At 64.4% G+C, this 13,119-nt stretch carries 11 protein-coding genes and 1 pseudogene; 8 read left to right on the top strand and 4 right to left on the bottom strand.

The window, feature by feature from the left end:
- Positions 1-111 precede the first annotated feature (111 nt).
- Entirely contained in the window at positions 112-1,017 is a 906-nt protein-coding gene (locus Q0S16_RS25040; protein ID WP_295854813.1) for a LysR family transcriptional regulator, read from the bottom strand.
- A gap of 108 nt (positions 1,018-1,125) precedes the next feature.
- On the opposite strand from Q0S16_RS25040, the gene Q0S16_RS25035 reads away from it, so the two are divergent.
- The 3 genes from Q0S16_RS25035 to Q0S16_RS25025 are packed head-to-tail and all read left to right on the top strand — an operon-like array spanning position 1,126 to position 6,054.
- Positions 1,126-2,685 carry a proton-conducting transporter membrane subunit gene (locus tag Q0S16_RS25035; RefSeq protein WP_295854811.1) on the top strand — a complete coding sequence of 520 codons (1,560 nt, stop codon included), beginning with the start codon at positions 1,126-1,128 and terminating at the stop codon, positions 2,683-2,685.
- Positions 2,686-2,704: 19 nt separating this feature from the next.
- Positions 2,705-5,125 (top strand): DUF2309 domain-containing protein, encoded by a 2,421-nt coding sequence (locus tag Q0S16_RS25030; protein ID WP_295854809.1) that lies wholly within the window; start codon positions 2,705-2,707, stop codon positions 5,123-5,125.
- A gap of 59 nt (positions 5,126-5,184) precedes the next feature.
- Positions 5,185-6,054 carry a DUF6671 family protein gene (locus Q0S16_RS25025; RefSeq protein WP_295854808.1) on the top strand — a complete coding sequence of 290 codons (870 nt, stop codon included), beginning with the start codon at positions 5,185-5,187 and terminating at the stop codon, positions 6,052-6,054.
- Positions 6,055-6,093: 39 nt separating this feature from the next.
- On the opposite strand, the gene Q0S16_RS25020 is transcribed toward Q0S16_RS25025, so the two are convergent.
- Both Q0S16_RS25020 and Q0S16_RS25015 read right to left on the bottom strand, forming a co-directional pair.
- Entirely contained in the window at positions 6,094-6,651 is a 558-nt protein-coding gene (locus Q0S16_RS25020) for a heme-binding protein (protein ID WP_295854805.1), read from the bottom strand.
- A 136-nt stretch (positions 6,652-6,787) separates the two neighbouring features.
- On the bottom strand, positions 6,788-7,066 hold the full coding sequence (locus Q0S16_RS25015) for a type II toxin-antitoxin system prevent-host-death family antitoxin (protein WP_295854803.1): 279 nt from the start codon (positions 7,064-7,066) through the stop codon (positions 6,788-6,790).
- Between the two features lie 155 nt (positions 7,067-7,221).
- Here Q0S16_RS25015 and Q0S16_RS25010 point away from each other — a divergent pair, with 155 nt between their 5' ends.
- The 4 genes from Q0S16_RS25010 to Q0S16_RS24995 all read left to right on the top strand — a co-directional run bounded on the left by Q0S16_RS25010 (position 7,222) and on the right by Q0S16_RS24995 (position 11,671).
- Positions 7,222-8,475, top strand: a complete 1,254-nt coding sequence (locus Q0S16_RS25010) for a serine hydrolase (RefSeq protein ID WP_295854801.1) — start codon at positions 7,222-7,224, stop codon at positions 8,473-8,475.
- Positions 8,476-8,623: 148 nt separating this feature from the next.
- Entirely contained in the window at positions 8,624-9,592 is a 969-nt protein-coding gene (locus Q0S16_RS25005) for an MBL fold metallo-hydrolase (RefSeq protein ID WP_295854800.1), read from the top strand.
- Between the two features lie 358 nt (positions 9,593-9,950).
- A complete protein-coding gene (locus Q0S16_RS25000; protein WP_295854798.1) occupies positions 9,951-10,124 on the top strand; it encodes a DUF2256 domain-containing protein in 174 nt (57 codons plus the stop codon).
- On the top strand, positions 10,121-11,671 hold the full coding sequence (locus Q0S16_RS24995) for a cryptochrome/photolyase family protein (RefSeq protein ID WP_295854792.1): 1,551 nt from the start codon (positions 10,121-10,123) through the stop codon (positions 11,669-11,671). The genes Q0S16_RS25000 and Q0S16_RS24995 overlap by 4 nt, the downstream gene beginning before the upstream one ends.
- A gap of 70 nt (positions 11,672-11,741) precedes the next feature.
- Here the strand turns inward: Q0S16_RS24995 and Q0S16_RS24990 are convergent, their stop codons facing one another.
- Positions 11,742-12,578, bottom strand: a complete 837-nt coding sequence (locus Q0S16_RS24990; protein ID WP_295854790.1) for an alpha/beta hydrolase — start codon at positions 12,576-12,578, stop codon at positions 11,742-11,744.
- A gap of 386 nt (positions 12,579-12,964) precedes the next feature.
- Between Q0S16_RS24990 and Q0S16_RS24985 the strand changes: the two are divergent.
- Positions 12,965-13,119, top strand: a pseudogene (locus Q0S16_RS24985) (IS5/IS1182 family transposase); the annotation flags it as partial.

Genomic DNA, 13,119 nt, shown 5'->3' with positions numbered 1-13,119 from the left:
GCGGGAATCTCGAACGCGTGAGGCGCAATGGGTCCGAGACATTTCGTGTGACATTCCCGGCGGGAACTCGCGGGGCGACCAGTGCGTGCGAACGGCGCACAAGAGGTTTGATCAATCGACGGGCGACGAGGGATCAGGCCGCGAATATCTGGTCAGCAGGTCGGCAAGAAGCTGGTTGGGGAAGCGGCGGTTCTGAATGATGGCGTAGAAGCTTTCCGTGAGCTGCGGGATTCGACAATGCTCGACCAGCACCTCGGATTCCAGTTCGTCGCGCACGACGATCGGCGGCACCAGCGTCACGCCCTCGCGCTCGCGAGCCAGCAGGCGCAGCATCGCCATGTCATCGACTTCAGCCAGGATGATCGGCCGGATGCCCGCCAGATCCAGCAGGCGGTCGAAGCCGACCCGGATGTCGCTATCGAGACTCGGTAGCAGGATCGGCTCGTTGCGCAGGTCGTCGGGAAAACGGAACGGAGGCTTGTCGGGCCGAGGTCGGCCGACCAGGCTGACGGGCTGCTGGTTAAGCAGATGATTTCGAAAGGGCGCGCGGGCGTCCCTGGGAGCGGCGCTGTTGGACAGCACCACGTCGATGGCATGCGCTTCAAGCTGCGCGAGGAGGTCGCGGGTCGTGCCGGAACGCACGATCAACTCCACATCCGTCCGACCGACCAGAGGACGCAGGAACTCAAGCTGGAAGTTGCGCGAAAGGGTCGTCAGCGCGCCGACCCTCAAGACCTGGCGGCTTGCGAGAGGCCGCCCGTCAAGGGTGCTCATCAACTCGTCGCCGGCCTTGAACACGGTGTCCGCATAGTCGAGCGAGATCTGACCAGCCTCGGTCAGGACGAGCCGCTTGCCGATACGTTCGAACAGCGGGTGACCCATCTGGTGTTCGAGTTTCTGGATCTGCACCGATAGCGCCGACTGCGACAGGTTGAGTCGTTCGGCCGCTCGCGTGAGACTGCCTTCATGCGCGACCGCCCAAAAATACCGGAGATGGTTGAAGTTCAGGGTTTTCATATCGTTCTATTAGACAGAACGATTTGTCCGTAACAATGAATTTTTTAAGGCCGTGTGCTTGCGTTACCTGTTGCCTCGATCCGCATCATGCGTTGAAGGGAGAGGCCTTTGCCAATCGATCTCGTGCCGTTTGCCGCCCCGCTGGCGCTGCTGATCAGCGCCGTTGCCGGTTTCGTGAACCCTGGCCGCAGGCCTCGCATCCTCGGTCGGCTGGCTGAAGCCTCGACCATTGTCGCTTTAATGGCCGCGGCGGCCTCGGCCGGATTGCTCCACCTGCACGGGGCGGGGGACAGCCGCCTGATCGGGCTGCATGGCATCGGTCTGTCGATCCGGTTGGACGCGGTCAGCGTCGCGATGTTGCTCCTGGTCTCGTTCATCGGCTGGGTCGTGGTGCGCTACGCCGCGACCTATCTGGACGGTGAGGCGCGGCAGGGCGCGTTCATGGGCTGGCTCTGCATGACCCTGTCCTCGGTGCTCCTCCTGGTGCTGTCGGGTAACTTGCTCCAGCTCGTTCTGGCATGGGTCGCGATGAGCCTGCTTCTGCACCGGCTGCTGCTGTTCTATCCGGACCGCGTCGCCGCCCAGCGCGCGGCCGCCAAGAAGTTCATCACCGCGCGCCTTGGCGACGTGGCCTTGATCGCCGCGGCGGTATTGCTGGCGCTGGCCTACGGCACGACCGACATCGCACAAATCCTGAGCGGTGCGCGCGCGGGAACCGGCGGTGGGCTGGCGATCGCCGCGGCGGGCTTCCTGGCGGCGGCGGCCGTTTTGAAATCGGCGCAGTTCCCAATGCACGGCTGGCTGACCGAGGTGATGGAAACCCCGACGCCGGTCTCCGCGCTGCTGCACGCGGGCGTCATCAATGCCGGCGGGTTTCTCCTGATCCGCTTCGCCGACGTGATGTTGCTGGCCCCGGGAGTACTCGCGGTTCTTGTGATGGTCGGCGGGTTCACCGCGCTGTTCGGTGGCCTGGTGATGCTGACGCAGCCCGCGGTGAAGACCTCGCTGGCGTGGTCGACGGTCGCCCAGATGGGCTTCATGATCCTGGAATGCGGGCTCGGGCTGTTCCCGCTGGCCTTGCTGCATATCGTGGCCCACTCGCTCTACAAGGCCCATTCCTTCCTAGCCTCCGGCGGCGCGGTGGACTTGATCGCCACCAATCGCAGGCCAGGCCCCGTGGCCATTCCCAAAGCCGGTGCGGTCGGGCGCGCCTTTCTCCTGGCGCTGGTGATCTATGCGGTCGTCGGGTTCGGATTCGGCTTCCAGCACAAGTCGCCTCAGGCCATCGCGCTGGGCGCCATCCTGATCTTTGGCGTCGCGTACATGCTGGCCCAGGGGCTGGCGGACGCCGCGCCCAGGGCCTTGACCCGGCGTACGATCGTCTACGCCGTCGCGACCTCCGTCAGCTACTTCGCGCTGCAGGTCTTCGCCGTCTGGCTGACCTCTGGCGCGCTGCCCGCCGTCCCGACGCCGGGTCCGCTGCAATGGGCGCTGATCGTGCTCGCGGTGATCAGTTTCGGCCTCGTGGCCGTGGTGCAGGCGATGTTTCCGCTCTGGGCCTACCACCCGGCCGCCGCGGGGCTGCGCGTGCATCTCTCGAACGGCTTCTACGCCAACGCGGTGTTCGACCGTCTGCTGCGCGGCTGGCGGCTGCGACATGCAACCTGATCGGCCTGGAGTAAAAACAATGACCAATGCAGAAACTTTCAACCGGCGCGATGTTCAGGAACTGGACGCCGCCGCCGATCGCGCGGCCCGGGCGATCCCACCGGTCTGGCCGTTGGCGTCGAGCGTGGCGGTCAATCCCTTTCTCGGGCAGACCCATGAAAGCCTCGCCATTGTCGGCGCGCGCCTGGAACGGGTGGCGGGCGTTTCCGTCGTGATGCGGCGCGACTGGTACCAAGAGCGGATCGCCAGCGGCGTCATCACCGACAATGATCTGTCGGACGCGCTGGCGAGTTCGCCGTCGGCGCTGCGCCCGGCCAACCTCGCGGGCCTGAAGTCCGCCGCGCGGGTCTCGAAGCCCGAGATCCGCGCGGCGCCGACGATCGCCGACCTCGCCGCCGAGGCCTCAGGGATCGACTGGCCGGGGCTGATTTCCGAGCGTTTCGGCGCTTGGGTGGCTGGATATTTCGACGAGGGGCAGGCGCTATGGGCCGCGCCACGTGGTCAAGGGGCCTACGCCGCCTGGCGCGCCGTCGCGACCCACGATCTGACGCCGGAGATTGTCGGCCTCTCGGGCTTTGCGACCCATGTCGCGGAGGCGCCGGAAAGCGCTCGCGAAGCGCTTGGCAGCGTGGTTCAACGCATTGCGCTGCCCGCTGACGCTCAGGAAACCTATTTCCATCAGATGCTTATGACGCTGGGCGGCTGGGCGCAATTTGCCCGCTACCGGCTCTGGCAGGCGGAACTCGCCGGCGGCGCGGACGCGACCATAACCGACTTTCTGGCGATCCGGCTGATCTGGGAAGCGGCATTGTTCAATCGGTACGAGGACCGGATTGGCGTCGCTTGGAAGGCGGTCATCGCGATGCATACGTCGCCTGTCGCGCCGACCGCCGACCATGTCGTGGACGCCATCCTCCAGGAAGCATCAGAACGTGCGACTCAACGAGCCTTGGCTGAAACGCTCGCGGCGCCGGGGACCTTGGCGACGGATCACCGTCCCGCGCTCCAGGCCGCCTTCTGCATCGATGTCCGCTCCGAGGTGTTTCGTCGGGCGCTGGAATCCGTAAACCCGGACATCCAGACTCTGGGTTTCGCAGGCTTCTTCGGCCTGACAGCCTCGCATCGCCGCTTTGCATCCGATGTGCGGGAACTGCGGTTGCCCGTGCTCTTGAACGCCGGCCTGACCACTTGTTCGGGCGGCCCGGAAGACGCCGCGGCGGATCAGTCGGCACGGTTCAAGGCGCGCGCGAAGCGGGCCTGGGATCGGTTCAAGCTTGCTGCCGTGTCGTCTTTCGCCTTCGTCGAGGCCACCGGACCGGTCTATGCGAGCAAGCTCGTAAGCGATGCGCTGGGACTCCACGCCACCGCGCCGCCGAACGATCCCGCGCCGCGTCTTGATCCCGCTCTCGATCCCGCCACCAGAACCAAGGCCGCCGCGACGGTGCTGCGCGCCATGTCGCTTACAACCAACTTCGCCAGACTCGTGCTGCTGGCTGGACACGGCGCGAACGTCGTCAACAACCCCCACGCCAGCGGGCTCCATTGCGGCGCCTGCGGCGGTTATTCCGGCGAGGTCAATGCGCGGCTTCTGGCGACGTTGCTGAATGACCCGGAGGTGCGCTCGGGGCTGGCGCCGGAAGGGATCGAGATCCCGGCCGACACCCTGTTCCTCGGAGCGTTGCATGACACGACGACGGACGCGGTCACGCTGTATGCCGGCGATCATTGCTCCGCTCCACATCAGTCCGATATTCGCCAGGCGAAACTCTGGCTGGAGGCGGCAGGCGCCATTTCAAGAGGCGAACGGGCGCTCCGCCTGCCAAGAGCGTCAGGGGAGGGCAGTCTTGAAAGCCGAAGCCGCGACTGGGCTGAAGTGCGGCCCGAATGGGCGCTGGCCGGTTGCACGGCATTCATTGCCGCGCCCCGTCGGCGAACGGCGGGCAAGACCCTGGAGGGACGCGCCTTCCTTCATGACTATGACTGGAAGATGGACCGGGACTTTGGCGTTCTGGAGCTGATCCTGACAGCGCCTGTGGTCGTGGCGAGTTGGATCAGCCTGCAATATTACGGATCGACCGTGGCGCCGACCGTGTTCGGCGGCGGCAACAAGCTCCTGCACAACGTCACCGGCGGCATCGGCGTCGTCGAGGGGAACGGCGGCGTGATGCGTACCGGTCTCCCTTGGCAATCGGTCCATGACGGAGAGCGCTACGTCCATGAACCGCTTCGCTTGTCGGTCTGCATCGAAGCGCCGCGCGAGGCGATGACCGAGATCCTCAAGCGGCATCAGGGTGTTCGCGCGCTGTTCGACAATCGCTGGCTACACTTCTTCGCCCTCGATGAGAATGGCCGGATGGCCTGGCGCTACGCGGGCGATCTGCGGTGGATTGCGATGAGCGGGGCGCCGGATCCGGCCGTTCCTCTGAAGGTGGCGGTCTGAGCCGTGTCTCACTGACGAATGCCAGACCTCGAACGGAAGCAGCGCGAGGGGTACTTCGGATGAGGCCGTCGGACGATCGTCCTTACAAGAACACCGTCGCGGTTCTGGCCACGATGCACGGAAAGGAGCGCGTGATCGCGCCGGTGCTCAAGGACGGGCTGGGACTGGTGGTCGGCCTGGCCATGGGCCTGGACACAGACACGTTCGGCACATTCAGCCGAGACGTCGAGCGCACGGGCTCCCAGCTTGATGCGGCCAGGGCCAAGGTCGCGGCGGCTTTCGCGTTCGCGCCCTGTGCCCGCGTGGGCATCGCCAGCGAAGGCAGCTTTGGCCCTCACCCCAATATACCCTTCCTCGCGCTCGGCCGCGAACTGGTCCTGTTGATCGATCGTGAGCGCGGCCTCGAACTGACGGGCCACTTCGCGAGCCCTGAGACCAACTACGGCCACGCGGTCGTCTCCGACATCGAAGCTGCGATCGCTTTTGCCGAGCGATCAAAATTTCCCGAGCATGGGGTGATCGTGATGGGGTGCGTTGACGACAAGCCCGCGCCTGGTCTCGCCCTGTTCAAGGACGTCGTCGACCACGCCGCTCTGGCAAAAGCCGTTGGCGAGATCGTCGCCAGATGCGGCGCGGCTTTCGTCGAAGCGGATATGCGCGCCCACCGCAATCCCACCCGGATGCGGGCGGTCGAGCGCGCGGCACGCGACCTGGTTCGTCGGTTTCACAGTCGATGCCCAGTCTGCGCACACCCCGGATTTGATATCACCGAACGCGTGGCCGGTCTTCCTTGCGAATGGTGCGGGGAGCCGACGCATGTGATCCGCGCGGAGGTCTTGACCTGCCAGGCTTGCGACTACCGACTGGCGCGCCCGGCGACGAGCGCCACGACCGCGGATCCTGGTCGCTGCGAGCGTTGCAATCCTTGAGCCCAGGCCGCCGCCGTCGCTTGAGCGGCTTCGGCGCCATCAGGGCGCGACAGCAAGCATCACTTCATTGCGCCGCATGAACCAGAGGGTCCACGGGGGATCATACTGGGCCAGCGACGCCGGGCCGATGATGCGCAGGCGGTGTGTTTCAACGAGTTTTTCGAGCTCCGCGGTTTTGGCGGCGACGCCGTCCGTCCGGGCCAGACCGGAGAATCGCAGCACCGCGAAGCGTGTCGGCGGCAGCGCCCGCAGGTGCACCTGGGGATCGTTGGGTTCTGGCAGCGTGTCCATCGAATAGGCGCTCGGCATGGTGAAGCGCACGACCCATTCGCCGGCGCTTTGGATCTGAGTGACCGGCGCGGTCATCGCGATTTTTTCACCGGTCGGCGCTTGGGCCACCGGCGCCGTCATGGCGATACGTTGACGGCGTTTATTGCCGCCGAATATATACCCGGCGAGCAGGCGAAAGCCTTTGCTGGCCGCTTCCTTTTGATCGCCGGTGACGGTCACCTCGGCGACCATCAGGGCCGGATAGTCACGGACTTCGAAAGCGCCCTCATGGAGGACGGCCTTAAAGGCGGGTTCTTCGACGGCCATCGCATCCGCTCCAAAAAGAGTGGCGCCCAGTATCGCGCCCAAAACGATACGTCTCAGAGCCATGATCCGGTCTCGAGTTCCGTCTGTCGGTGACGGACACCGCTCTGCATCTTGGCTAAGCGACTTGTAAAAGATTCTACCACGGCTTGGCTAACTGCGATGGCCGGAGATATCTCGGTGTTGATCCATCCCGCATCGATCGCACGGCATCGACAGCCGCCTCAACCCGCAGTGGCATGCGGTCGGTCAGGGACTTCAGCATGGCTGCGTCGATTGGCTGGCGGGGCCTCGCCACGCCCGTCACTCGGGCAGCCGGTTTGCCGCGCCGGGTCATCTCGATCGAAGCTCCCCCCTCGACCCGATCGATGAGTTCGCTCAGTCGCGCCTTGGCCTCCGCCAGATCTACCGGGTCCATACTACGCTCCCGAGCAATTAAAGTCGTTTGATAGCTGATCGAAGTCGGAATTCCATCAAGCCAACCGTATAGGCGGGCGCACCCCGCGCAAACGCGGGATGTGCGCCATATTCCCGCATGTTACGACAGACACACCCTTTCCGGAGAATGCCTCGATGTCCGACGCCCCCAGCCAATCGATTCCCACCGCCGCCGAATCCGATCCGCGGGCGCTCGGCTACATGCAGGGCTTTCCGCCGCCGGATGATCGCACCATCACCTTTCAGAACGGCTCGTTCCGCGACTTCCCCGAACTGCGCTGGGCGTGGAGCCATGTGCGGCAGCTGGTGCCGACGGTAAACGTCTGGCGCGGCACCGGCGGGGCGTCGGCATTGCCGCGCGAGGAGCGCGATATCGGTGGGTCGGAATCGGTCACGATGGATGGCCGACCGATGACCTTCGCAACAATGTTCGAGGAGACCTATGCCGACGGCCTCGTCGTGCTGCACAGGGGCAAGGTGATCCATGAGCGCTATGCCGGCGCGCTGAAGCCGCACAAGCCGCATATCGGCATGTCGGTGACCAAGTCGTTCACGGGCACGCTGGCCGGCATTCTGGTGGCGGAAGGCAGGATCGATCCGCGGGCGCCGGTCACGGATTATGTGTCGGAGTTGAAGCCGAGTGCCTTTGGCGATGCCCGCGTTCATGAGGTCATGGATATGACCACCGGGCTCGACTACACCGAAATCTATACCGATCCGAAGTCGCAGGTGTGGGGCTTGCGGCGCGCCAATGGCATGGCGCCGATTCCGCCGGGCTATGACGGTCCGACCGACATCTTCAGTTTCCTGTGTTCGCAGAACAAGCAGGGCGAGCACGGCAAGGCTTTCGCCTACAAGACCGTCAACAGCGACGTGCTGGCCTGGATTTGCCGGCGCGCCAGCGGGATGACGTTGTCCGATCTGTTGTCCGATCGGATCTGGGCGCCGATGGGCGCGGAGGAGGACGCGCATTATCACGTCGATCGCATCGGCACCGAAAGCGGCGGCGGCGGGTTGTCGACGACGTTGCGGGATCTGGCCCGGTTCGGCGAGACGATGCGCAACCACGGCCGCTTCAATGGCCGGCAAATCGTGCCCGCGTCCGTCGTCGAGGACATCGAACGCGGCGGCGATCCCGAAAAATTCAGGCCGGCCGGCTACCCCACGCTGCCGGGCGCCTCCTACCGTAACCAGTGGTGGGTGACGCATAACGCACATGGCGCCTACATGGCGCGCGGCGTTTACGGTCAGGGCCTCTACGTCGATCCGAAGGCCGAGATGGTGATCGCGCGCTACGCCTCGCATCCGGTCGCCGGCAACGCCGCCAACGACCCGGTGACGCTGCCGGCCTATATGGCGCTGGCGAAGCAATTGATGGCGGGAGTGTAGGTTGCCGAAGGCTGCTTACTCGCGGCGGCTGATCCGTTGCGGTCAGGCGGCCGGGCGTAGATATTGATGGTGGGTACGGAGATGCGCAATTGGCGTTCGCCCTGCTGTCATCGCCGTGATCCTTTTTCCCTCTTTCAAGGTAGATCCAATGAAATACACGTCGCTGGCCGTCGGCCTTGTCGCCCTTCATCTGATGGCCGTGGCGGCACAGGCCGCCGGCGTCGTCAAGGTCACGCCGCTCGGTAGCCATGACGGTGAATTCTGTGCGTTCGACCGCGCCATCATCTTCGAGGATCCCGATGGCACGCGTATTCTCTATGACGCCGGACGCACGGTGCGGGGGCCGGACGATCCGCGGCTCGGCAAGATCGACGTCGTGCTGCTCAGCCACGCGCATAACGACCATCTCGGCGAAGCGATCCAGCCGGCCGCTAACGCCGGCACCTGCGCGGTGCCCGACATTTCGGTGAATGTGACGCCCAAATCCAATACGGTGAATATCGTCGTCGCCAAGAAGGCCAAGTTCATCGTCGGCGGCGAGATGGGTTCGTTCTTCTCGAAGAAGGTGGCGGCCGCGGGCGGCGAAGCTTCGCAGGTGCAGTTGCTGCGCTTCGGCGCCACGCGCAAGGTCGGCGGCGTCAGCTTTGCCACGGTGCCGGCCGCGCACACCAACGGGCTCGATCCGCAATTTCTCGAGGGCGGCTATGGCAAGGAGTTGAAGGACAACGGTCTGACCGCCTATCTCGGACCACCGAACGGCTACATCCTGACATTTTCCAACGGCCTGGTGGTGTACCTGTCGGGCGACACCGGGATCATCGCCGACCAGAAGACCATCGTGCATGATTATTACAAGCCGAAGCTGGCCGTCATGAATATTGGCGATGTCTTCACGACCGGGCCCAAGGAAGCCGCCGCCGCGATCGACACCCTGATCAAGCCCCGGGAAGTGATCGCTTCGCACGCCAACGAAGCGGCGACAAAGGACGGCAAGATCATTGCCGGGACCAAGGCCGAGATGTTCGTCAAGGCGACCAAAGCCACCGTGCGGATTCCCCTGAGTGGCAAGACGCTTGCGTTCGATGCCGGCGGCAAATGCGTGAGCGGCTGCAAGTAGTCCCTTCATAGTTGGATTTGGCCCAATCGAGTCGTGTCCCGGACGCAGCGCACGGCGTCTCCGCGAGGAGGCGTCGTGCTCCGCGCAGCCGGGACCGCGACGAAAGACGGCGCCGCGGACGCCATCGTCGGTCCGGTAACGCACTCCGGTTCTGGTTTGACATGCGGGCTGGCGTCGTCCTCCACGGCTACGACGTGCAACGAGCCGCCGAAACCTCCATTGACGGCCTGATCGCCGACTCCTAAGCCTTCGCCATGAAGTTTTCCGGCGAGGCTGCGACGCGAATGATGATCGGCAACGGCACGCGCCGTGCGTCACAGCGGGCGGCGACGCCGCCAGCGCGCACCGAGGTGGTCGCATGACGCGGATGCGCCGCAAGGCTGATCTCCCGACCAAGACCTGCCTGGTGTGCGGACGGCCTTTCACCTGGCGCAAGAAATGGGCGCGCGACTGGGAGAATGTGAAGTTCTGTTCGGACCGCTGTCGCGCCGCGAAGCCATCCATCGCCAAGCCGGAGGCGTCGTCGTCATGACCGTGCTGCGAATTGTACTCGGCGACCAGCTGTCGCACAGCCTGAGCGCTTTGAACGATCTCGACCCGGGGCGTGATGTCGTCCTGATGATGGAGGTCGAGCAGGAAGGCACTTACGTGCCACATCACAAGCAGAAGATCGTGCTGGTACTGTCGGCGATGCGGCATTTTGCCGAGGCGCTGCGCGATGCCGGGGTGACGGTCGATTACGTCAAGTTGGACGCGGAAGACAACACCGGCAGTTTCACGACCGAGCTGCGGCGCGCGATCGCGCGACACCAGCCGCGCCGCATCGTGGTGACCGAGCCGTCGGAGTGGCGGGTGCGGGCGATGGTCGAGGACTGGGCGGAGCTGACGGGACTAGCCGTCGGCATTCGCGACGACGACCGGTTCTTTGCCAGCCACGCCCGTTTCACCGCCTGGGCCCACGGGCGCAAGACCTGGCGGATGGAGCATTTCTATCACGACATGCGGCGCGAGCACGCGGTGCTGATGGACGACGGTCAGCCGGCCGGCGGCGAGTGGAATTACGACAAGGAAAACCGCAAGAAGCTGCCCGCCAAAACGGTTCCACCGTCGCGGCTGCGGTTCGCACCGGACGCCACCACGCGCGAGGTGATGGCGCTGGTCGAGCGCCGCTTCCCCGATCATTTTGGCGCGCTTGAGGAATTCGGCTGGCCGGTGACGCGCGCCGATGCGCTGCGCGCGCTGGAGGATTTCATCGCGCAGGGCCTGCCCAGCTTTGGCGACTATCAGGATGCGATGAAGGCCGGCGCGCCGTTTCTGTACCACTCGCTGATCTCGCCAGCCCTCAATACCGGGCTGCTGCTGCCACGCGAGGTATGCGCGGCGGCGGAGGCCGCGTGGCGCGCCGGCGCGGCGCCGTTGAACGCGGTCGAGGGCTTCGTGCGGCAGGTGCTCGGCTGGCGCGAATATGTTCGTGGCGTGTACTGGCACATGATGCCGGACTATGCCGAGATGAATGCGCTGCAGGCGACCCGCAAGCTGCCGGACTTCTACTGGACCGGCAAAACCGCGATGCGCTGTCTGCGCGAGGCGATTGGCAACACCGCGGAGCATGGCTATTCGCATCATATCCAGCGGCTGATGGTGACCGGAAATTTCGCGCTGCTGGCTGGCGTGGCGCCGCGTGACATCGAGCGCTGGTATCTTGCCGTCTATGTCGATGCGTTCGAATGGGTGGAAATGCCCAACACGTTCGGCATGGCGGTGTTTGCCGATGGCGGGCAGATGGCGTCCAAGCCCTATGCCGCGTCGGGTGCCTATATCGACCGGATGTCGGATTTTTGTGGCGGCTGCGCCTACGACGTCAAGCAGAAGACCGGTCCAAAGGCCTGTCCGTTCAACTATCTGTACTGGGCATTCTTCATCCGGCAGAAGGCGCGGCTGTCGGGCAATTTCCGGCTGGCGATGCCATACCGCAATCTGGCGGCATGGTCGCCCGAGCGACAGGCCGCCATCCTCGCCGAGGCCGATGCCTTTCTCGACCAGCTCGATTCCAGCGACGACGGCGCTGATTGCAACTGATTGATAAGCGCCAGCGGGGAGGGCGCCATCGGACCCTCCCCAACGTCGTTGGAGTCGTCACCGGCGCGCGTCAACCCTTCACGAAGGCGAGCAGGTCCGGATTGAGAACGTCGGCATGGGTGGTAAGCATGCCATGCGGATAGCCCGGATAGACCCTGAGCGTACCGTTCTTGAGCAGATTGATCGATTTCAGCGCGGCGTCGGCGATCGGCACGATCTGGTCGTCGTCGCCATGCATCACCAGCGTCGGCACCGTGATCGCCTTCAGGTCCTCGGTCTGGTCGGTCTCGGAAAACGCCTTGATGCCATCGTAATGCGCCTTGGCACTGCCGATCATACCCTGCCGCCACCAGTTCTGGATCACGCCCGGATAGATTTGTGCGCCGTCGCGGTTGAAGCCGTAGAACGGCCCGGTCGGCACGTCGATATAGAGCTGGGCCCGGTTGCCGGCGACGCCGCTGCGAAAGCCATCGAACACTTCCAGTGGCAGGCCTTCCGGATTGTTCGCGGTCTTCAGCATCAGCGGGGGCACCGCGCTGACCAGCACGGCGCGGGCGACGCGGCCAGAAGGCTCGCCGTGTCTGGCGACGTAGCGCGCGACTTCGCCGCCGCCGGTCGAATGACCGATATGCACGGCGTTGCGGAGATCCAGATGCTCCACGACCGCGAAAGCATCGGCGGCATAGTGGTCCATGTCATGGCCGTCGCTGACTTGCGCCGAGCGTCCGTGGCCGCGCCGGTCATGGGCGACGACGCGGAAGCCGTGCCGCAGGAAGAACAGCATCTGCGCATCCCAATCGTCGGCGGACAGCGGCCAGCCATGATGGAACATGATCGGCTGGGCTTCTTTCGGCCCCCAGTCCTTGTAGAAAATCTCAACGCCATCCTTGGTGGTCACAGTGGGCATCTGCCGGTTCCTTTTGCTTGTTGTCGCCGAATGCCGGCGCCACTGGGATGATGCTATCGATGGTACCAGCTATCAAGTCGGTGGTGCCGGGTTCCAGAATATTTGGCGCGGCGATCGTTCAGAAAAGCCGGCTTGATATATTGGGGGCGCCTGCGAATGATCGCTGGCGGTGCGCGCCATCGGCCCGGCGGTGGCTTCAACGGCAATGTTTCAAGTCGTAGCGCATGATAGTAATCATTGAACCCTGTCACGGATGCGATGCACCGCGCCCATTTGGACGTGGCGCTAACAGCCGCAACCACACCGATACTGTTGATTAAGTCTTCGCTTGATAGGCGTCGGCGGCCGTGATTCCATCTTGGTATTGCTTTGCAAGGAGCACGACGATGATGGGGATGCAGACTGCACCGGCTCAGTTGTTTTATGATTTCTGTCTCGATGACCACATCCCCGATGATCATTTGCTTAGGCGTATTGACCAATTTCTCGACTTGGCAACGATACGTACCGAGCTGAAGCCGTTTTACAGCACCATCGGCCG

The organism is Tardiphaga sp. (genome assembly GCF_025356345.1).
Classification (GTDB): domain Bacteria; phylum Pseudomonadota; class Alphaproteobacteria; order Rhizobiales; family Xanthobacteraceae; genus Tardiphaga.
The sequence above is the reverse complement of the archived record's forward strand: the minus strand, read 5'-3'. Positions and strand labels throughout refer to the sequence as shown.